Below are 19,098 nucleotides of genomic sequence, written 5' to 3'. Positions count from 1 at the left end.
TCCAACCCATATGAGCCAGTATGATACCTTTGTCCGTTCTTGATCTTTCGCCCGTTCCCGAAGGCAGTGATGCAGCGCAGTCGCTGCACAACACACTGGAACTTGCGCAACATGCCGAACGGCTCGGCTTTCACCGTTACTGGCTCGCCGAGCACCACAATATGCCGGGCATCGCCAGCGCGGCGACATCCGTGGTTATTGGTTACGTCGCGAACGGCACCTCGACCATCCGCGTCGGTGCAGGCGGCGTCATGCTGCCCAATCACGCACCCCTAGTGATTGCCGAACAGTTCGGCACGCTGGCGTCGCTGTTTCCGGGCCGCATCGATCTCGGTCTTGGACGCGCTCCCGGCACCGACCAGATCACCGCCCATGCCCTTCGACGCAATCTCGACAGCGATGCAAACGCCTTTCCGCAGGATGTGGTCGAGTTGCTCAACTATTTCAAACCTGCCGAACCGGGCCAGCGCGTGCGCGCCGTGCCGGGTGAGGGGCTGAATGTGCCTGTCTGGATTCTCGGTTCCAGCCTGTTCGGCGCGCAGCTTGCCGCCATGCTGGGATTGCCATACGCATTCGCCTCGCACTTTGCGCCTGCCGAGATGGAACGCGCCATTGCGCTTTATCGCGAGCGGTTCGAACCATCGGAATATATGCAGAAGCCTTATGTGATGCTGGGCCTCAACGTCATCGCTGCCGATACGGACGAAGAGGCGAAATATCTTTTCACCTCGCAGCTACAGGCTTTCGTGAACCTGCGCAGCGGCCGCCCCGGCAAGCTTCCGGCACCCGTCGAAGGCTATATGGAACGGCTTGATCCGGCAGCACAGGCGCTTGTGCGCCAGATGCTGTCATGCCGCGTGGTCGGTGGACCGGAGACAGTGGCGCAAGGCATCAAGGCCTTTGCGGAGAGCACCGGCGCCGACGAGCTGATGTTGACCGGCATGATCCACGATCACAAGAAACGCCTGCGTTCATACGAGATCGCAAGTCGATCAATCGCCTGACTTGCCAGTCTCCATGTCTGCATAGACCAGATAGCGAAGCGGGCCAGGAGTAATCGCATCGAACGGGTAACAGGTCGCCAGCACGAGGTGGCGGCCTTCGCGGTCCGGCGCGATCCTCGCCTCATCCCACCGCACCACGGCCATGTGGCTGACGCGATAGGAAACCGTCTTTCCGTCGCTGCGAGTGACGAGTATCTGGTCGTTCTCCTCGACATTCTTCAGAAATGCGAAATGCGTGTCGCGATGCGCGGCATAGACGGCCGTTCCCCGTTCGCCCGCCATCGGCGTGTTGTCCAGATGGCCGGGGCCAAAAGCCAATGCCTGCCCGCTGGCGCCTTTCAGGGCAATGGCTGATTCTTCAAGCCGCGGGACTTCGATACGGGCTACCGGCCAGGTATCCGCCCAGTTCCACGGTTTGACGGGAGCGCCTGTTTCAATGCTCTCCGCAAAAGCCCGTTCAAGCAGGATTTGTGCGACAAACGCTTTGGCATGTATCCAGATACCCTGACCGGAAAGTACCAACCCCATCGCGACAAGCATCATGCCAAGCGCGGGGAGAAGGGAGCGCCTCAGCGCGCTCCCCGTAACAAACTGACTGACAGCCATCACACATTCTCCCTGCGACGGAAGAACCAGAGGACGAAGAGCCCAACCAGCATCGAACCGAGGCCTTGCATGAGCATGAGCGTCGCCGGCGTTGCCGTCTGCGGCAGCGGAAGGGGCTGCGATGGCGATGAAGGTGAAGCAAGGCGCTCATGGCTGCGAACAGGGGCGCTCACGCCCTTCACATCCATACTTGCATGCTCCTCGACATTGCGTTCCGCACGGATGCCGAACAGCTTGTCATAATCCCAGCCAGCAGGCAGTTGCAGCGGAATATCGGCGCGGGTGAGCGGTGTGTTGGCCGGTCGCGACGGCGTCTTGTCGACCGCCACGAGGCTCGTCAGCCGGCTAACCAGATGATGTTCCAGTGCGAGGCGAAGAATGCGCGCATCGGCGGCGTCCTGAGAAATCTTGCCAAGGGTAAGTTCCACTTCGGCGTCATCAATCTTGCGGCGAGCCCACAATTTTGAAATGCCATCCGCATCCATTGCCTGATCGAGCGGCAGATTGACTGTCCATGGACGGCCATCAATCTGGCCTTCGATGACAAGGTTTCCGGCTGCCTTGCCCATCCGTGCAGCGATAACCAGTGGTTCGCCACGATAGAGGTCGGGCAGAATGGATGGGGTCATGCTTACATTCTTTTCCGAGAAATTGGCCTTCAGATCGGTAACAGCAGGGTTTTCAAGCTTGTCGAACAGAGCCCGCATGCGTTCGTCCACTTCCGCCGCCGACCCGATATGGGTGAAGGTTCCGCGTCCAAGCTCCGCCGCATGGTTCATCAGATAGGAGTTGGGGGCAGAGCCGATACCGACCATGAAGATACGAGAGCGCCCCCGACGTGCTGCAATGGCATCCAGCAATTGCTGCTCATTGCTGATTTCGCCGTCGGTCAGAAACACGATCTGGCGCAATCCGTTACCCCGATGGCTGTCATCAAGCGCTGCATGAAGGGCTGGCAGCATTGCCGTACCGCCTTGCGCTTCAAGGCTGGTCACGAAACGGCGGGCGGAGGCGATATTCTGCTGATTGGCCTCGACCGAATCCTCGAAGAACCTGGTCAGCGTGTCGTCGAAGCGGATCACGTTGAACCGGTCTCCGGGCTGAAGATGCGACAGTGCATAATCCAGGCTGGCCTTTGCCTGTTCGATGGAAGTACCGCCCATCGATCCGGAATTGTCGATCACGAAGACGACTTCACGCTGTGCCTTTTTTGCGCTGGCAACAGCCGGTGACGTGACATAGGCAAGCACATAGTCGTCCTTGCCGATATGTTCGCGGAACAGCCCGACCTGCGGTGCATCATTTGTAACAGCACTCCATTCCAGAACGAAATCGCGGTCTGCAGCAGCGGTGCCGTCCAGCGTAATCTCTCGCATGGCGTCATTCGCCGCATCGATCCTGACCTTGTGGTAAAGGCTTTCAACCTTGCCAAGCGGGAAGCCGGGCTTCAGTTCGACCGAGATGCTCACAGGATTGGTCGGCAGTTCAGCCGGGGGAGCTAGTGGCGTTACAATCGGCGCATTATAAGGATCGGGCTTGCCAGCGTCGCTCGACTTGCCCCAGCCATTCTGCATTTCGACTTGCTGGACAACGGGTGAGGCAATGTCCGGATTGTAGCGCGGTGCAACGACCAACGGCACACGCAGCGAAAAACGCTCATCGGCAAGCCGCACCGCCTGCTGATATTCGATCTGGATGACAACTTTTTCGTGCGGGCCGATGTTGGCAACCGCATTGGTGAACACGTTCGGCCGCTGCTGTTCGATCAGCGTGGCTTTCTTGCCTTCGCTTTTCGCCTTTTCATATATTTCACGGGCTGCCAGCTTCTCCTTGATGTCAGCGACAATCACGCGATCGCCGATAACCATCTTCAACGAATAGACTGCACTTTCTTCGGGCAACGGAAAAACATACAGGGCTTCGACGAAACTGTCGGTCGGGTTCTCGAATGCCTGCGTCAGCCGGGCTCGGGCTGTCGGCCCGCTCACATCGAGGTTGACGTCCGTCGCAAGCCGGGGTGCTTCGACATAACGCCCGGCTTCGCTTGTTTCCAGCAGAAGGCTGCCGGATTGAACCTCGTTCGGGGTGACCAGGGCGGCTGTCTCGGCGCGCGTCTGGACTATCTGCAACAGGCAGAAAATGACGGCCAGCGCGGGCAGCAACGCCATGTTGCATAACCAGACGAACGAACAGAAGCGGGAGAGTACCCCACCTCTAATGCTATGATTTGAAAGACTTGTCGCGGGTGACATGACATGCTCCTTGTTCACCTCGAAGAACTGGAGCCATTGTCGCCGGAGCGGCTGTTTCCACTCCAGCGTAAGCTTTGCCAAGTTTCAGCCGTCCCTTTCCGCAAACCGCCTTGCCCGTTACGCATATGTGTGGAATTGTGAAGAAAAGTACGCAGTTCAGGATAAGCCATGTCCGATCAGGACTCTCACCTTCCCGACCAGATCAATACCCGCGTTGCCGTTCGGGTTCGTGAGGAAATCGCAAGACGGCGAATTTCGCGCCAGCTTTTGGCCGATGAAGCGCGGATCAGTCTTTCGACATTGGAAAAGGCGCTGTCGGGCCACAGGCCCTTCACGCTCGCAACGATCATCCGGCTCGAACAGGCAATGGGCGTCGCCCTGCGCGAGCAGGCGGGTGAAGCTCCTCAACTGACCAGAAATGGCAACAGCCACGCAGCGGAAGAACTGGGGGCCTATTCGCGCGCCTCGGTTTCATGGCTCGAAGGCGATTACCTCACCTTGCGTCCGTCCTTCGGCGAGGACAAGGCGCTCTTCGCCTACATCACGGAGATCGGTTGGGATTTCGACGCCGGACATCTCAATTTTCGTGAGCGGGAACGTTCCGACGTTTCGTTCTCGCAACAGGGAGCGGTCTCCGTTCCGCACCTTTCGGGGCACATCTATCTGGTCACGAATACGTCCGGCCAATATCGCATGGCCGTCCTCTCCCGCCCCAGCATCACGGGTGAAATGTTTGGTATCCTGACGACGTTGCGGGCCGGGCAGGGCGCACATCTGACACCCGTTTCGACGCCGCTTGCGCTCGTGCCCATGCGGCAATTCACTAGCCCCTCATTCGGGCGTATACGCGCGGACGATCAGTCCTTCGCCGACTATGCGGCGATCCTGCGCAAGACCCTGAACGACGGCTATGCAGGTTTCGTGGCCGGGTGAGCCGCATTCTCGCTTTTGATTTCCGCCAGCAGCCAATCCCGGAAAGCAGATACAGCCGGAGTGCTCGAACGAGCCTTCGGCGTCACAAAGTAATAGCTGCTCGGGCTTCTGACCGTATGCTGGCAGGCGACCACAAGCTGTCCGTTCTCGATTTCAGCCCGTATGAGGAAGAGCGGCATCAGTGCCACGCCCAGACCGGCTATGCAGGCCTGCGAGACATTGGAAAACTGCTCGAAACGCATCCCCGGAGAAACCGGAGCGGCGATGTCGAGGCTCTTGAACCAATGATCCCATGCGCCGGGGCGTGACGCCATGTTGAACAAGGGGAGCGGCAGAAGATCGGTCGGCGCCTGCACGGGATGTTGCTGGAGAAAAGCGGGGCTGCACACAGGCGCCACCGTTTCATCCATCAGGAAGACACTGTCGGCATTGGGCCAGTCCGGCTGGCCGATATGGATCGCCGCATCCAGCCCTTCGCGATCAAAGTCGAACTGGCCGATACGGGTCGCAAAATTCAGGATGATATCCGGATATTTCGCCACGAAACGCGGTATGCGCGGTATCAGCCAGCGTGTCCCGAATGTCGGCAGGAAGGCCAGATTGAGCGTAGTGCCGCGCATCTGCGACATGACTTGCAGTGAGGCGGCCCGAATGGACGCCAGCGCCGGCCCCACGGCCTTGAGATAGGCGCGTCCGGCATCCGACAACACCACATGACGGCTGGTCCGGTCGAAAAGTGCTGTTCCGAGCTGTTCTTCAAGCGTTGCAATCTGTCGGCTCACCGCGCCTTGCGTCAACGACAACTCCTCGGCCGCAGCCGAAAAGCTCTCATGCCGCGCAACGGCATCGAAGGCGGCAAGCGCACTGGTGGAAGGAAGCAGGCGTCGGGAGATCGAAGTCATGATCCATTACTAAATGGAATAGATCGATGAGTAAACGTCGATTGCACCGAACTGCGGCACGGTCCATATTTCCTGCAAATTTTCATTGAGGAGAATACACTGATGTCACGTGCGGCTTTTAGCTGGGAAGACCCGTTTCTGCTGGATGACCAGCTGAACGAAGACGAGCGCATGATCCGCGACTCGGCCAAGGCTTTCGCAACGGATGTTCTGCTGCCTCGTGTCGAAAAGGCCTATCTGGACGAGACGACCGATCCTGAACTCTTCCGTCTCATGGGGCAGGCTGGACTTCTGGGCGTGACGCTTCCTGAAGAATACGGCGCTGCCAATGCAGGCTATGTGTCCTATGGTCTGGTAGCGCGTGAAGTCGAGCGGGTCGATTCCGGTTATCGCTCCATGATGAGCGTGCAATCGTCACTCGTGATGTATCCGATTTACGCCTATGGTTCCGACGAACAGCGCAAGAAATATCTTCCGGGCCTCGTCTCCGGCGAACTGATCGGCTGCTTCGGTTTGACCGAACCTGATGCGGGCTCCGACCCGGCAGGCATGAAGACCCGGGCGGAAAAGATCGACGGCGGCTATCGTCTCAGCGGCTCCAAGATGTGGATTTCGAACTCGCCGATTGCCGACGTTTTCGTCGTATGGGCCAAGTCTGCCGCGCACGACAACGCCATTCGCGGCTTCGTGCTCGAAAAGGGCATGAAGGGCCTTTCCGCGCCGAAGATCGGCGGCAAGCTTTCGCTGCGTGCATCGATCACCGGTGAAATCGTCATGGATGGCGTCGAGGTTTCGGAAGATGCGCTTCTGCCGAATGTCTCCGGCCTCAAGGGTCCGTTCGGCTGCCTCAATCGCGCTCGTTATGGCATTTCCTGGGGCGTACTCGGTGCGGCGGAAGATTGCTGGTTCCGTGCGCGTCAATACGGCCTTGACCGCAAGCAGTTCGACAAGCCGCTTGCAGGCACGCAGCTTTATCAGAAGAAGCTCGCCGACATGCAGACCGAGATTGCGCTTGGCCTTCAGGCATCCTTGCGCGTCGGTCGTTTGTTCGACGAAGGCAAGATGGCGCCGGAAATGATCTCCATCGTCAAGCGCAACAATTGCGGCAAGGCGCTGGATATCGCCCGTCAGGCACGCGACATGCACGGCGGCAACGGTATCCAGATCGAGTACCACGTCATGCGTCACGCGCAGAATCTGGAAACGGTAAATACCTATGAAGGCACGCATGACGTTCATGCGTTGATCCTGGGCCGCGCCCAGACCGGCATTCAGGCTTTCTTCTGATAGCAGTTAGAGCATTTCCTGTTTTTCATCAGTCGTTGGAAATGCTCTATCCATTTGTTTTTACGCATGTCTTTAACCCGAAACCGGTTCACTTTCGGGAGACATGCTCTAGCCAAGCCTTCCATTTGGGCCCGTTCGCAGTTCGCGGGCGGGCCTCTTTATTTTTGTATGGGATTGCTGAAAATGCAGAACACACCGCTTGACGGTCTCAAGGTGGTAGAACTGGCGCGCATTCTTGCCGGGCCATGGGTGGGGCAGACGCTCTCCGATCTGGGAGCCGATGTCATCAAGGTTGAAAGCCCCGAGGGCGACGATACGCGCAAATGGGGCCCGCCTTTCATCGATGTGGAAGGCGAACGCTCTGCTGCCTATTTCCACGCCTGCAACCGCGGCAAGCGCTCGATCACGGCCGACTTCCGCACCGAAGAGGGTAGGGAACTGGTCCGCCAGCTCGTGGCTGACGCCGATGTCGTCATCGAAAACTTCAAGCTGGGCGGCCTCGACAAATACGGCCTCGACTATGAGAGCCTGAAGGCCATCAATCCGCGCCTGATCTATTGCTCGATCACCGGTTTCGGCCATACAGGCCCTTATGCGGAACGCGCAGGCTATGATTTCATGATCCAGGGCATGGGCGGCATCATGGATCTGACCGGTGAACCGGACCGGGAGCCGCAGAAAATCGGTGTGGCTTTCGCCGACATTTTCACCGGCCTCTACAGCGTGATTGCAATTCAGTCGGCGCTCATCATGCGGGAGCGCACCGGCACCGGCCAGCATATCGATATGGCGCTGTTCGACTGCATGTCGGCAGTGCTTGCCAATCAGGCAATGAACTATCTGGCATCCGGCATATCGCCGAAGCGCATGGGCAATGCGCATCCCAACATCGCGCCCTATCAGACGCTGCCCGTTTCCGATGGCTATTTCATCATCGCCTGCGGCAACGACGGACAGTTCGGAAAACTGACTTCACTGCTCGGTATCGGTGATATCGCTACCGACGAGCGCTTCGTCAGCAATTCGGCGCGCGTGGCCAACCGGGCTGCCCTGACGGCGTTTTTGGAAGAAAAGACCCGAGCGTGGAAGCGCGACGATCTTCTGGCCGAGCTTGCCAGAATCGGCGTGCCTGCCGGCCCGATCAACACGGTGGCCGATGTGTTCGCAGATCCGCAATTCGAGGCGAGGGGGATGAGAATAGACCCGCAAGGCGTTCCCGGCCTGCGGATACCCATTCGCTTCTCTGATGCCGAACTGAAGCTCGACAACCGTTCCCCGAAGCTTGGTGAACATAGCGAAGCGATCCTCTCGGAGATTGGAAAAGGCTGAGCGAAAACCCGAAACTGTATCGGCGCGCTCTTCCTTGAAGGGCGCGTTTTCGTTTGCAATCCATTGAAGAGAAGTGAAAGTCTCTAATCAAGAAACGACTTTAACCCCTTGCGGGGAAAGTATTTTAAATTGTTCTTGAGAGAAGATGGTGCGGTCGAGAAGACTCGAACTTCCACGGGTTGCCCCACAGCGACCTCAACGCTGCGCGTCTACCAATTCCGCCACGACCGCCCGTGGTAGGAGCCGAACTCCGTCGGCGAGTGGGCATTTAGCAAATCACTTTGGGGTGCACAAGCCCCATCTGCATCTTCCGGCAATCTTTTTGAAAAAGAATGTGAAAAAGCTTGTGCTCAATCACGACAGAAGGGAAAGAAACCCCGAATTTCCGGGCTTTTTCAAAGACTTCCACAAATCAGAAAAATTTCTGAAAAACGTCATCAAGCGGATGCGCGGCGGTCAGCGACCAAGCTCAAGGGAGCAATGGGAAGCGAATCCGGTGAATCCGATTCCCCCGGATTCGTTTCGGCTGTCGAAAATCAGCCGGCGATGCCCTGCAGGCGCTTGATATCCTCAAGGCGCTTCAGCGTTTCTGTATATCCGGCGTCGATGGCTTCGGATGCGCGATGGAAATCGGCAAGCCCGATCTGTCCCACGATCGGCATGAGCGTGACGTCCGGCGGGTCGCCAGCCATGCGGGCGCGCGATATGCGATCCTGAATGATGTTGAAGGCTTCCATCATCACGCCGGTAATGCCGAGCCGTGCTTCCTTCTCGCCATGGATTGCGTCGGTAAGACTGTCCTGCCGGGTTTGCGCGTGTTTGATGACCGCCGCGCGACCATACTGGTCGTAGTGGAGGTTGACCGCCAGAACGAGGCGCTGCTCGTAAGCCCTGCATACGGATACCGGCACGGGATTGACCAGTGCGCCGTCGACCAGCACACGTTCCTGCCAGCGCACAGGCACGAAAACGCCGGGCAGGGCGTAGGAGGCGCGCATCGCTTCCACCAGAGGGCCGGAGGACAGCCAGATTTCGTGCCCGGTGCGCAACTCGGTGCAGATCGCAACAAAGGGACGATCCAGCTCCTCGATGCGCAGCCCATCCAGATGCTCACGCAGGCGACCGTCCAGTTTCATGCCGCCGAACAGCCCGCTGCCGCGAAATGTAATGTCGAGAAGATTGAACATGCGCCGCCGGGTAAGGCTGCGGGCGAACTCTTCCAGCTCGTCCAGCTTTCCGGCCAGATAACAGCCGCCAACAAGCGCGCCGATCGACGTGCCGGCAATCATCTCGATATCGATATTGGCTTCGTCCAGCGCGCGCAGCACGCCGATATGGGCCCAGCCGCGTGCAGCGCCACCGCCCAGCGCCAGGGCTATCCGGCGCGGGTCTCGCTTGATTTCGGGCTTTTCAGCGGATTCTTCTGCTGGCAGAGCAAGGTCGTTATTCGCAGCCTTCCGCTTCTGCCCCCATGCAAGCATCACGATGGATCCCTCTTCGTTTCCACCCCGAAGCACTTCCGGCAAAAGAGCCCGGTAAAAGGGCAAACGGTTTGCGTCAGGAAATGCACAGGCAAATAGCTAAAACGATTCCGACAGTTCCGTTTGGCGGGAACAGCTTCACGTTAGTGAAACATAGTATCCAAAGAATAAATGCTGCGAATTGATGGCGCGACTCATATTCGCGCCATCACATCCTTTTGACCGGGGTTAGTGCCCGTGATCGCAGGCCCCTTCAAGGGCCAGGGAAATATCGCCGTTCTCGGCAATAACCTGCCGATAGAAGCAGGAGCGGCGCCCTGTGTGGCAGGTTGGTCCATCGCCTGCAACGCGTACTTTCAGCCAGAGCGCGTCCTGATCGCAATCGGTGCGCAACTCGACCACGCTTTGCAGGTTGCCCGACGTCTCGCCCTTCTTCCAGAGCGTGGACCGCGAGCGTGACCAATAATGCGCAATTCCCGTTTCAAGGGTGAGCCGCAGCGCTTCCTCATTCATATGCGCGACCATCAGCAATTCGCCGTCACGCGCATCGGTAACGACAGCGGTGATGAGGCCCGATGCATCGAAGCGCGGCATGAATGCCGCGCCTTCTTCTATGGCCTTCTTGTCGGAAGGCTGTGTGGGAAAGAAGCTCATTTCAGCCGCTTATCTGCGGGTCAGGGTCATGAAGCGAACCTGCTCCTCCGCATTTACCTGCATTTCGCCGGTAAAAGTGGTGGTGATGGTCGTCGAACCCTGCTTGCGGATGCCGCGCATGGCCATGCACATATGCTCCGCCTCGATCATCACGGCAACGCCGCGAGGCTTCAGAATGCGCTGGATGCTGTCGGCGATCTGCGCAGTGATGCTTTCCTGCGTCTGCAGGCGGCGCGCGAAAATATCCACGACGCGGGCAATCTTGGAAAGGCCAACCACCTTGTGATCGGGCAGATAGGCGACATGCGCCTTGCCGATGATCGGCACCATATGGTGCTCGCAATGCGAATGGAACGAGATGTCCTTTACGAGGACGAGATCGTTATAGCCGCCGACTTCCTCGAAAACCGTACCGAGGACTTCTTCCGGGCTTTCCGTATAGCCTGCGAACAGTTCCTTATAAGCCTTTGCCACACGCTTCGGCGTTTCCAGAAGGCCTTCGCGCTCCGGGTCGTCTCCAGCCCAAAGCAAAAGCGTGCGTACCGCCGCTTCCGCATCGGCCTGCGTCGGCTTGCCATGCAAAAGAGTTACATCGGCCTGCTTGTTCGGCAGGCCGGATTCGTCATCTTCTTTGAGGATGCGAGCGTCCATCAGTATTCTCCAGTAGTCTCCTTCAAGGAGGAGACGAGTTAAACGGACAATACAACGATACGCTTTGCGAGCGGGCGATGTATTGATCCGGCGCTTACGGTCACCGGACAGGTTTTCGTGCGACTGCCCCCGGGGTCTGTGCTATTGTTACCCATGGCGCAGACGCTACTTGCCTATTATATAGACAATAAATTGCAACTTCAAACCGCAGCCGGGCGACAAATTTATGTTTTTCTCCGGCACGGCGGAAGGTCGCCTCGATGATCGATGATATTTACAACAAACGCATCCTGGAATTCGCGGGAAACATGGAGCGCCTTGGGCGTCTTCCCGAACCGGACGCGGTTGCCAAGGTGCATTCCAAGCTGTGCGGCTCGACCGTTACCGTCTATCTGAAAATGGCCGATGGCGTCGTGACGGATTTCGCGCATGAGGTAAAGGCCTGCGCGCTTGGACAGGCTTCTTCCTCCGTCATGGCGCGCAATATCATCGGCGCTTCCGCGGAGGAACTGAAAGCCGTTCGCGATGAAATGTACAAGATGCTCAAGGAAGACGGCCCGGCACCGGAAGGGCGCTTTGCCGATCTGAAATATTTCGAGCCGGTGCGCGAATACAAGGCGCGCCATGCCTCCACGCTGCTGACCTTCGATGCGGTTGTCGATTGCATCCGGCAGATAGAGGAGAAGGCAAAAGCTGCCTGATGTGTTCCTGCGGCAAGGATCATGCGGGCGAGGGGCCGCCAAAACGCTATAGCCGGAACTTTACCGATCCCTGGCGCAAGACGCCGGGAAGGCTGATCGGCACGGCATTCGTACGATTCTATCAGGTGACATTATCGTCCCTCATCGGCAATTCCTGCCGGCATCTGCCGACCTGTTCCGAATATGCCTACGAAGCCATCGCACGTCACGGACTGTGGAGCGGCGGATGGATGGGGCTGTTTCGCGTCATGCGCTGCGGGCCATTCGGCACACACGGATTCGATCCCGTACCCCGAACGCTCCCCACTGAACTGAAATGGTATCTGCCCTGGCGCTACTGGCGGTGCTCATCACCGCGTGGGGATTTCTGACAGTTTTTTGTTAGCTGATTATAATTCATTAAGGATATCAACGTTTCATTGAGAATTGAAATTTAAGGCAGTGCTGTGGTCTTTTTCGGGCCGCAATTTGCCTGCATGTCCCCCTCGGCGTTCATATTCCTGCGAGCTGTTATGCTGAAATCATCGTCCCGCCTTTCGCGTCTCATTGCATCCTTTGCGCTTGGTGCAGGTGTGCTTTGTACATCCGCGTCCATGGCGAGCACCTCCTGGGTGGTTTTCGATGCCGATAGCGGACGGATTCTCGGTCAGGACGACGCCAATATTCAGCATGCGCCTGCTTCGCTGGCGAAAATGATGACGCTTTATCTCGCTTTTGAGGCGCTCAAGACCGGCCGGCTGCATTGGGACGATGCAATGCCCATTTCGAAGAACGCCGCGTCCAAGGTCCGCATGAAGCTTTGGCTGAAGCCGGGCGAAACGATCACCGTGCACGACGCCATCTATGGCATGATCGTCATATCGGCCAATGATGCGGCAACCGTAATGGGCGAGTATATGGCGGGATCGGAAGCCGCTTTCGGTCGCCTGATGACGCAACGGGCGCGCCAGATCGGCATGAAGAGCACCTTCTTCGTCAATCCTTCGGGCCTGACTGCCAAGACCACACAGCTTACCACCGCCCGCGACATGGCAATTCTCGGCATGAGCCTGCGTCGCGACTTTCCGGAACAATATGCGCTTTTTTCCACGCGCTCCTTCACGTTCCGCAATCGTGTCCTGAACGGTCACAACACCTTGATGTACCGCTATCAGGGCGTGGACGGCATCAAAACCGGCTATACGGATGTGTCCGGCTATAATCTCGTTTCCTCGGCTATCATCAACGACAAGCATCTTGTCGGCGTTGTTCTTGGCGCCGGGTCGGCGCGGCAGCGCGACGACCAGATGGCGAAGCTTCTGACACGGTTCAGCACCGAAGGCGCCGACACCAAGGGGCAGCTTGTTGCAATGGCCAAGCCGCAGCCTGTCGCGAAGCAAACAGCCGCAGCCCAGCCCAAAGCCGATGCTGTCGCCGGGCTGATCGATGATTCGCGCATCGAGCAGGGCGATGGCGGGTTCCTGATCGCCTCTGCCGCTGGCGCATCGGCCTGGACGATCCAGCTTGGCGCTCCGCCGACGCTTGACGGCGCAAAGCAACTGCTGGCCAGGTATAAACCTGCGGTCGACAAGGTCGCGCCGGGTCTGAAGGCTGAAATTTCTCCGGCCGAAAAGCGTCGCAAGGTCTATCGCGCGCGTTTCTCCGGCTTCAAGGATTCGGCCTCCGCCGAAAAGGCATGCGCTCAGCTCAAGCAGCAGAAGATTGACTGCCTGCCGATCCGGAACTGATTTGTTCTTTTCAACGTCGATAAGCGCGGCCTGCGCTGTCAGCGTGTCGCGCTTTACTGACCGGGCGAAAAAGACTAGAACCCAACCTTCATTTCATACGCATGAACCCCACCCGCAATCGTTGGCGGGACTGGATAAGGATGACTAGAATGTCGAATACCGTTTCCATGCAATTTCCCGATGGCTCTGTGCGTGAATACGATGCGTCGATGACCGGCGCGGGCCTCGCGGAATCGATTTCCAAATCACTTGCCAAAAAAGCTGTTGCCTACGCCGTCGATGGCACCGTGCGCGATCTTTCCGATCCCCTCGGCGCTTCCGGCAAGGTCGAAATTCTGACCCGCGAAGACCCGCGCGCGCTCGAACTGATCCGCCACGACACGGCGCACGTTCTGGCAGAAGCCGTGCAGGAGCTCTTTCCGGGCACGCAGGTTACCATCGGTCCTGTCATCGAAAACGGCTTCTATTACGACTTCGCGCGCAATGAACCTTTCACGCCCGACGATCTTCCGGTGATCGAAAAGAAGATGCGCGAGATCATCCAGCGCAACAAGCCGTTCACCAAGGAAATCTGGTCGCGCGAAAAGGCCAAGCAGGTTTTTGCCGACAAGGGCGAAAACTACAAAGTGGAACTGGTTGATGCCATTCCGGCCGGGCAGGATCTCAAGATTTATTATCAGGGCGACTGGTTCGACCTCTGCCGCGGTCCGCACATGGCCTCCACAGGCCAGATCGGCAATTCCTTCAAGCTGATGAAGGTTGCCGGCGCCTATTGGCGCGGCGATGCTAACAATCCGATGCTGACCCGCATCTATGGCACTGCCTTTGCGAACGATAACGATCTTCAGGCCTATCTCCATATGCTTGAAGAAGCCGAAAAGCGCGATCACCGCCGCCTTGGCCGTGAAATGGACCTGTTCCATTTCCAGGAAGAAGGGCCGGGCGTCGTGTTCTGGCACGCTAAGGGCTGGAAGATGTTTCAGAACCTGGTGAGCTATATGCGCCGCCGCCTCGACAGCCACGGCTATCAGGAAGTGAACGCGCCGCAGGTGCTGGACAAGTCGCTGTGGGAAACCTCCGGTCACTGGGGCTGGTATCGCGACAACATGTTCAAGGTGACCGTCGCCGGAGATGAAACCGACGATGATCGCGTGTTCGCGTTGAAACCGATGAACTGCCCCGGCCATGTGCAGATATTCAAGCACGGCCTGAAATCCTATCGCGATCTGCCGATCAAGCTTGCTGAGTTCGGCAATGTGCATCGCTACGAACCGTCCGGCGCATTGCATGGGCTGATGCGTGTGCGCGGCTTTACGCAGGACGATGCGCATATCTTCTGCACCGAAGAGCAGATGGCGGCGGAGTGCCTGCGCATCAACGATCTCATCCTGTCGGTCTACAAGGATTTCGGCTTCGAGGAGATCACTATCAAGCTGTCCACCCGTCCTGAAAAGCGCGTGGGGTCGGACGAACTATGGGATCGTGCAGAAAGCGTGATGATGTCGGTGCTGGATCAGATCCAGCAGCAGTCCAACAACATCAAGACCGGCGTCCTGCCGGGCGAGGGCGCGTTCTACGGGCCGAAGTTCGAATATACGCTGAAGGACGCCATCGGCCGCGAATGGCAATGCGGCACCACGCAGGTCGATTTCAACCTGCCGGAACGCTTCGGTGCTTTCTATATCGACAAGGATTCGGAAAAGCGCCAGCCGGTGATGATCCATCGCGCGATCTGCGGTTCGATGGAACGCTTTTTGGGCATTCTGATCGAGAACTTCGCCGGTCACATGCCTTTGTGGTTCGCGCCGGTGCAGGTTGTCGTTGCCACGATCACCTCGGACGCCGATGAATATGCCGCACGGGCTGCCGCCAAGCTGAAGGCCGCCGGATTGCAGGTCGCAACCGATCTGCGCAACGAGAAGATCAACTACAAGGTCCGTGAGCACTCGTTGCAGAAGGTTCCGGTGATCCTGGTTTGCGGCAAGCGCGAGGCGGAGGAAAACACCGTCAATATGCGCCGTCTCGGTTCCCGGGATCAGGAATCGATGACGCTCGACGAAGCCATCGCGCGCCTTGTGGAAGAGGCGACACCGCCCGATCTGCTCCGTCTGAAGAATGGCAATTGATGATAAAAAGGCCGCGCACTGCGCGGCCTTTGATTTTTTAAGGCGGAAAGAGTCTAATCCATACTGTCCTGAGCAGGTTCGGATTCGCCATTGGCGACGACTTCAACTTCCTCGTTCTTGCCGGACGAAACCTTGAAATCACGCTGATAAATGCGGTCCTTGTTCTTGGCGACCGCAACATAATCGCCCTCAATGAGAACCATTGAGGAATAGGCGCCGGCGCTTTCACGCACCACATCGCCGGAAGCGTTGAGGATAGACCAGGATGTGTCTGCGAGTGCTTCGCCGCCGCGCTCGCGCACAAGCTTCAACGTCACTTCCGCAGCACGATGCTGAACGGTCGCTTCGGTCAGTTTTCCGGCTTCCACCCGAATATCCGCACGGATGATGGCGTTCGCCGAGCCATAGTTGGAAACAACGTGATAGGTGCCGCTGTTGAGGCGGATGATCGTGTTCGGCTTGACGTCGGGGACGATCAGCGAACGGTCACTATTATCCTCGTCGGCATAAATCGAGAAACGCAGGAGATCGTTGTTGATCTTGCCGCCATCAGGCAGGATAGCGCTAAGCTTCATCCCACCGGCATCCAGCATCATCACTTCGTGGCGCGTCGCATTTCCAACCGTGATCCGCTTTGTGGCACCCGCGCGCCCATAGGCGACATGCACGAGATAGCTGCCTTCGGGCAGGTTGAAAACTGCGCCGCCGCCCTGTGCGCTCGCGATAAGCGGCAATTGACCATCAGCTCCGACATCGGGCGAGAATACGCGCCACACAAGCCCTGCCGGGATGTCTCCGCCGTCCTCACTCAGTCGCGCCTTGAGATCGAGTTCCCGCGTCTGGGCAAGCGGATTGTTCTCGGGGCTCGAGGGGGAGGCGTAATTGTTCAGCGTCGGAAGATTGAGCGCCGGTTGCGGCAAGTCGGGCAGGCCGGTCGTCGTGGTCTGCAATTGCGGAATATGTGTCTGCGGATCGAGGCCCTGAGCCAACGATGGCACTGCACTGACGGCAAGCATGATCGCTGATAGGAGCGATCCTCTCCCGAGGGCTGTTTTTCTCTTTGAATAAAGCAGGTTCAAGCAATCCGACATGCTGTATTTTTGAGCCCATGCGGGTGGCGAATTCAAGGCCAAATCGCTTTCGGAGCCCGCATTTTTGCAAATTCATGCAATTGTTCCATCCTTGAATTTTGACTTTACAGTTCGGATGCAACGGGCGAGAAGAGGCAGCCCCAATAAGTGGAGCAATATAAGCAGCATTTTAGTGATGAGGTTATCCGTGGTCCACCCGGTATTCGATTTTCTGGCGCAGCGCAGTTCCACCCCGATTTCGGCGATTACCGAACCGGCACCCGAGGGCGAGGAACTGGCAGCACTGCTGAAAGTCGCCGCGCGCGTGCCGGACCACGGACGTCTGACGCCATGGCGTTTCATCCTCTATCGGGGCGATGCACGTGTCAGGGTTGGCGAATATCTGGCCCGTCGTGCCGAAGAAATTGAAGGTCCGCTTCCGGAAGGTCGGAAGGAAAAAGAGCTGACGCGCTTTTCCCGCGCGCCGCTCGTCGTTGGCATCGTGTCATCGCCCGTCGCCCACGAGCGCATTCCGGAATGGGAACAGTTTCTGTCCGCCGGGGCTGTAGCGATGAACCTTTGCACCGCTGCCAACGCGCTCGGATACGCTACCAACTGGATTACAAACTGGTATGCCGACGACGCGCCCGCCCGCGCATTTCTGGGGCTGGCACCCCATGAACGCGTTGCCGGCTTCGTTCATGTCGGATCGGCGGCAAACAAGATGCCGGAACGCCCGAGAGCAGATATGGACAAGATCGTATCGGAATATTCCGGCCCGTGGGAGCAAGCCTAGAATCGGCTTTAACAACCATTGCTAATCAACGGACAGGCTTATGTTTTACGAACCGAGGGAAGGGCACCCGCTGCCCCATAATCCGTTCAAGGCGATCGTGGCCCCGCGCCCCATTGGCTGGATAGGGACGCAATCGAAGGAGGGCGCGGTCAATCTCGCGCCCTATTCCTTCTTCAACGCGATCTGTGACACGCCGCCAATGGTCATGTTTTCCTCGAACGGTGCGAAGGACAGCGTTTCGTTCATCGAGCAGACCGGCGAGTTCACTGCAAATCTGGTGAGCGATCATTTGAGAACGCAGATGAATTCGTCATCCGTCAACGCGCCGCGCGGCGTCAGCGAGTTCGACTACGCGGGTCTCACCAGGGCAGCAAGCAGGCTTATCGCAGCACCGCGCGTCAAGGAAGCCTACGCCGCGCTTGAATGCGTTGCGGTGGAGATCAAGCGATTGCAGGATAAAGAGGGCAGGCTGACTGACAATTACATGGTGATTGGCGAAGTCGTCGGCGTCCATATCGATGAACAGGTCTTGACCGATGGTCTCATCGATATTGCCAAGACCAGACCTGTCAGCAGGCTGGGCTACATGGACTTCGCCACGACGGAAAGTGTCTATCAGATGTTCCGGCCAAAATGGGAAGACGAGAAATAGGCGTCATCAGAGCATGATTCCGGAGAGTGGGAGCCCGCCTTCCAGCAAAAGCTTTGAGGGGACGATCCAACCTGACAGAACCCCGCTCTAAAGGCCCTTTTTCTTCGCTTCACCCCAGATTGCTTCCATTTCGTCGAGGGTAGCAGCGTCGAGATCGCTACCGGCTTCACCGAGTGTCTTTTCGATGAAATGGAACCGCCGCTTGAACTTTTCATTGGCGGCGACAAGTGCGGTTTCTGCGTCGATTTCGAGATGGCGGCCAAGATTGACCATGGCAAACAGCAGGTCGCCATATTCCTCTTCGATATTTCGGCGTTCCTGTGCCGCCATTGCTTCCTTGAGCTCTGCGGTTTCTTCGGCGATCTTGTCGAGAATCGGTGCCGCTTCTGACCAGTCGAATCCGACTTTCGCAGCTTTCTGCTGAAGTTTCAGGGCGCGGAGCAGGGCGGGGAAGGCTTGTGGAATATCATCCAGGAAGCCGTTCTTTTCTGTCGTTTCAAGTCCAAGTTTGGAGCGCCGCTCGGCCCGTTCGGCTTTTTCTTCCGCCTTGATGCGGTTCCACGACCCCTTGGCCATGCCCGCACTTCTGGCTTCGGCGTCACCAAAAACGTGCGGATGCCGCCTGATCATCTTATGCGTGATGGCTTCGACAACATCGCCGAATGCAAAGCTGCCCTGTTCCTCGGCCATGCGCGAATGAAACACCACCTGCAACAGCAGGTCGCCAAGCTCTTCACGCAGATCGTCCATATCGTTGCGCTCGATGGCATCGAGGACCTCATAAGTTTCCTCGAGCGTATAGGGCATGATGGATTCGAAACTCTGTTCCACATCCCACGGACAGCCGGTTTCCGGGTCGCGAAGCGCTGCCATGATTTCCAGCAAGCGATCAATATTGCGGGATGGTTTCATCTTCGCTCCATCAAA

Annotated in this window: 19 protein-coding genes and 1 tRNA gene; 11 read left to right on the top strand and 9 right to left on the bottom strand. The window is 57.8% G+C overall.

The annotated features are described in order from the left end of the window. Nucleotides 1–20 precede the first annotated feature (20 nt). Nucleotides 21–1,004, top strand: coding sequence for an LLM class flavin-dependent oxidoreductase (locus ABWW28_RS04530; protein WP_021585122.1), 984 nt, complete (start codon nucleotides 21–23; stop codon nucleotides 1,002–1,004). Here ABWW28_RS04530 and ABWW28_RS04525 read toward each other — a convergent pair. Both ABWW28_RS04525 and ABWW28_RS04520 read right to left on the bottom strand, forming a co-directional pair. Then, nucleotides 993–1,610, bottom strand: a complete 618-nt coding sequence (locus ABWW28_RS04525; protein WP_021585123.1) for a class GN sortase — start codon at nucleotides 1,608–1,610, stop codon at nucleotides 993–995. The two genes, ABWW28_RS04530 and ABWW28_RS04525, sit on opposite strands and share 12 nt — an antisense overlap. After that, entirely contained in the window at nucleotides 1,610–3,862 is a 2,253-nt protein-coding gene (locus tag ABWW28_RS04520) for a marine proteobacterial sortase target protein (RefSeq protein WP_036592399.1), read from the bottom strand. Before ABWW28_RS04520 ends, ABWW28_RS04525 begins: the two co-directional genes overlap by 1 nt. Nucleotides 3,863–4,030: 168 nt before the next feature. Here ABWW28_RS04520 and ABWW28_RS04515 point away from each other — a divergent pair, with 168 nt between their 5' ends. After that, entirely contained in the window at nucleotides 4,031–4,795 is a 765-nt protein-coding gene (locus ABWW28_RS04515) for a helix-turn-helix domain-containing protein (protein WP_021585125.1), read from the top strand. On the opposite strand, the gene ABWW28_RS04510 is transcribed toward ABWW28_RS04515, so the two are convergent. Next, entirely contained in the window at nucleotides 4,771–5,697 is a 927-nt protein-coding gene (locus ABWW28_RS04510) for a LysR family transcriptional regulator (protein ID WP_021585126.1), read from the bottom strand. The two genes, ABWW28_RS04515 and ABWW28_RS04510, sit on opposite strands and share 25 nt — an antisense overlap. Nucleotides 5,698–5,799: 102 nt before the next feature. Here ABWW28_RS04510 and ABWW28_RS04505 point away from each other — a divergent pair, with 102 nt between their 5' ends. Both ABWW28_RS04505 and ABWW28_RS04500 read left to right on the top strand, forming a co-directional pair. Next, nucleotides 5,800–6,984: an acyl-CoA dehydrogenase gene (locus tag ABWW28_RS04505; protein ID WP_021585127.1), complete on the top strand. Its 1,185-nt coding sequence runs from the start codon at nucleotides 5,800–5,802 to the stop codon at nucleotides 6,982–6,984. 183 nt (nucleotides 6,985–7,167) lie between these two features. Further along, nucleotides 7,168–8,313 carry a CaiB/BaiF CoA transferase family protein gene (locus ABWW28_RS04500; protein ID WP_031346029.1) on the top strand — a complete coding sequence of 382 codons (1,146 nt, stop codon included), beginning with the start codon at nucleotides 7,168–7,170 and terminating at the stop codon, nucleotides 8,311–8,313. Nucleotides 8,314–8,459: 146 nt separating this feature from the next. Here ABWW28_RS04500 and ABWW28_RS04495 read toward each other — a convergent pair. Continuing rightward, nucleotides 8,460–8,544, bottom strand: a tRNA-Leu gene (locus ABWW28_RS04495). Nucleotides 8,545–8,635: 91 nt separating this feature from the next. Between ABWW28_RS04495 and ABWW28_RS04490 the strand changes: the two genes are divergently transcribed. Then, nucleotides 8,636–8,878: a hypothetical protein gene (locus ABWW28_RS04490; protein ID WP_156368243.1), complete on the top strand. Its 243-nt coding sequence runs from the start codon at nucleotides 8,636–8,638 to the stop codon at nucleotides 8,876–8,878. Here the strand turns inward: ABWW28_RS04490 and ABWW28_RS04485 are convergent. The 3 genes from ABWW28_RS04485 to folE all read right to left on the bottom strand — a co-directional run bounded on the left by ABWW28_RS04485 (nucleotide 8,850) and on the right by folE (nucleotide 11,099). After that, nucleotides 8,850–9,797, bottom strand: coding sequence for a patatin-like phospholipase family protein (locus tag ABWW28_RS04485; RefSeq protein ID WP_031346031.1), 948 nt, complete (start codon nucleotides 9,795–9,797; stop codon nucleotides 8,850–8,852). The two genes, ABWW28_RS04490 and ABWW28_RS04485, sit on opposite strands and share 29 nt — an antisense overlap. Nucleotides 9,798–10,022: 225 nt before the next feature. Further along, the gene (hisI, locus tag ABWW28_RS04480; RefSeq protein ID WP_021585131.1) at nucleotides 10,023–10,448 is read right to left on the bottom strand and encodes a phosphoribosyl-AMP cyclohydrolase; all 426 of its coding nucleotides are present in this window, start codon (nucleotides 10,446–10,448) and stop codon (nucleotides 10,023–10,025) included. Between the two features lie 9 nt (nucleotides 10,449–10,457). After that, nucleotides 10,458–11,099: a GTP cyclohydrolase I FolE gene (gene folE / locus ABWW28_RS04475; RefSeq protein WP_006466810.1), complete on the bottom strand. Its 642-nt coding sequence runs from the start codon at nucleotides 11,097–11,099 to the stop codon at nucleotides 10,458–10,460. A gap of 260 nt (nucleotides 11,100–11,359) precedes the next feature. Here folE and ABWW28_RS04470 point away from each other — a divergent pair, with 260 nt between their 5' ends. From ABWW28_RS04470 to thrS, 4 genes are all read left to right on the top strand, one after another. Continuing rightward, nucleotides 11,360–11,800, top strand: a complete 441-nt coding sequence (locus ABWW28_RS04470; RefSeq protein WP_021585132.1) for an iron-sulfur cluster assembly scaffold protein — start codon at nucleotides 11,360–11,362, stop codon at nucleotides 11,798–11,800. Next, nucleotides 11,800–12,171 carry a membrane protein insertion efficiency factor YidD gene (gene yidD / locus ABWW28_RS04465; protein WP_021585133.1) on the top strand — a complete coding sequence of 124 codons (372 nt, stop codon included), beginning with the start codon at nucleotides 11,800–11,802 and terminating at the stop codon, nucleotides 12,169–12,171. The genes ABWW28_RS04470 and yidD overlap by 1 nt, the downstream gene beginning before the upstream one ends. 141 nt (nucleotides 12,172–12,312) lie before the next feature. Continuing rightward, on the top strand, nucleotides 12,313–13,527 hold the full coding sequence (locus ABWW28_RS04460; protein ID WP_021585134.1) for a D-alanyl-D-alanine carboxypeptidase: 1,215 nt from the start codon (nucleotides 12,313–12,315) through the stop codon (nucleotides 13,525–13,527). A 149-nt stretch (nucleotides 13,528–13,676) separates the two neighbouring features. After that, a complete protein-coding gene (thrS, locus tag ABWW28_RS04455) occupies nucleotides 13,677–15,653 on the top strand; it encodes a threonine--tRNA ligase (RefSeq protein ID WP_021585135.1) in 1,977 nt (658 codons plus the stop codon). Between the two features lie 53 nt (nucleotides 15,654–15,706). Here the strand turns inward: thrS and ABWW28_RS04450 are convergent, their stop codons facing one another. Then, on the bottom strand, nucleotides 15,707–16,669 hold the full coding sequence (locus tag ABWW28_RS04450) for an RgsD C-terminal domain-containing protein (protein WP_006470463.1): 963 nt from the start codon (nucleotides 16,667–16,669) through the stop codon (nucleotides 15,707–15,709). 262 nt (nucleotides 16,670–16,931) lie between these two features. On the opposite strand from ABWW28_RS04450, the gene ABWW28_RS04445 reads away from it, so the two are divergent. Next, nucleotides 16,932–17,519 carry a nitroreductase family protein gene (locus ABWW28_RS04445; RefSeq protein WP_021585136.1) on the top strand — a complete coding sequence of 196 codons (588 nt, stop codon included), beginning with the start codon at nucleotides 16,932–16,934 and terminating at the stop codon, nucleotides 17,517–17,519. A 40-nt stretch (nucleotides 17,520–17,559) separates the two neighbouring features. Next, on the top strand, nucleotides 17,560–18,171 hold the full coding sequence (locus tag ABWW28_RS04440) for a flavin reductase family protein (RefSeq protein WP_021585137.1): 612 nt from the start codon (nucleotides 17,560–17,562) through the stop codon (nucleotides 18,169–18,171). An 87-nt stretch (nucleotides 18,172–18,258) separates the two neighbouring features. Here ABWW28_RS04440 and mazG read toward each other — a convergent pair whose 3' ends face one another. After that, nucleotides 18,259–19,083, bottom strand: a complete 825-nt coding sequence (gene mazG / locus ABWW28_RS04435; RefSeq protein WP_021585138.1) for a nucleoside triphosphate pyrophosphohydrolase — start codon at nucleotides 19,081–19,083, stop codon at nucleotides 18,259–18,261. Nucleotides 19,084–19,098: the final 15 nt, after the last annotated feature.

The organism is Brucella sp. NBRC 14130 (assembly GCF_040371715.1).
In the GTDB taxonomy this organism is placed as follows: domain Bacteria; phylum Pseudomonadota; class Alphaproteobacteria; order Rhizobiales; family Rhizobiaceae; genus Brucella; species Brucella intermedia.
Note: the sequence above shows the minus strand (reverse complement) of the source record. Positions and strands in the feature narration are given on the sequence as shown.

Coding starts and splice junctions, on each gene's coding strand:
- ABWW28_RS04530 (WP_021585122.1), top strand. CDS start 21: ATGATACCTTTGTCCGTTCTTGATCTTTCGCCCGTTCCCGAAGGCAGT.
- ABWW28_RS04525 (WP_021585123.1), bottom strand. CDS start 1,610: ATGGCTGTCAGTCAGTTTGTTACGGGGAGCGCGCTGAGGCGCTCCCTT.
- ABWW28_RS04520 (WP_036592399.1), bottom strand. CDS start 3,862: ATGTCACCCGCGACAAGTCTTTCAAATCATAGCATTAGAGGTGGGGTA.
- ABWW28_RS04515 (WP_021585125.1), top strand. CDS start 4,031: ATGTCCGATCAGGACTCTCACCTTCCCGACCAGATCAATACCCGCGTT.
- ABWW28_RS04510 (WP_021585126.1), bottom strand. CDS start 5,697: ATGACTTCGATCTCCCGACGCCTGCTTCCTTCCACCAGTGCGCTTGCC.
- ABWW28_RS04505 (WP_021585127.1), top strand. CDS start 5,800: ATGTCACGTGCGGCTTTTAGCTGGGAAGACCCGTTTCTGCTGGATGAC.
- ABWW28_RS04500 (WP_031346029.1), top strand. CDS start 7,168: ATGCAGAACACACCGCTTGACGGTCTCAAGGTGGTAGAACTGGCGCGC.
- hisI (WP_021585131.1), bottom strand. CDS start 10,448: ATGAGCTTCTTTCCCACACAGCCTTCCGACAAGAAGGCCATAGAAGAA.
- folE (WP_006466810.1), bottom strand. CDS start 11,099: ATGGACGCTCGCATCCTCAAAGAAGATGACGAATCCGGCCTGCCGAAC.
- ABWW28_RS04470 (WP_021585132.1), top strand. CDS start 11,360: ATGATCGATGATATTTACAACAAACGCATCCTGGAATTCGCGGGAAAC.
- yidD (WP_021585133.1), top strand. CDS start 11,800: ATGTGTTCCTGCGGCAAGGATCATGCGGGCGAGGGGCCGCCAAAACGC.
- ABWW28_RS04460 (WP_021585134.1), top strand. CDS start 12,313: ATGCTGAAATCATCGTCCCGCCTTTCGCGTCTCATTGCATCCTTTGCG.
- thrS (WP_021585135.1), top strand. CDS start 13,677: ATGTCGAATACCGTTTCCATGCAATTTCCCGATGGCTCTGTGCGTGAA.
- ABWW28_RS04450 (WP_006470463.1), bottom strand. CDS start 16,669: ATGCTTGCCGTCAGTGCAGTGCCATCGTTGGCTCAGGGCCTCGATCCG.
- ABWW28_RS04440 (WP_021585137.1), top strand. CDS start 17,560: ATGTTTTACGAACCGAGGGAAGGGCACCCGCTGCCCCATAATCCGTTC.
- mazG (WP_021585138.1), bottom strand. CDS start 19,083: ATGAAACCATCCCGCAATATTGATCGCTTGCTGGAAATCATGGCAGCG.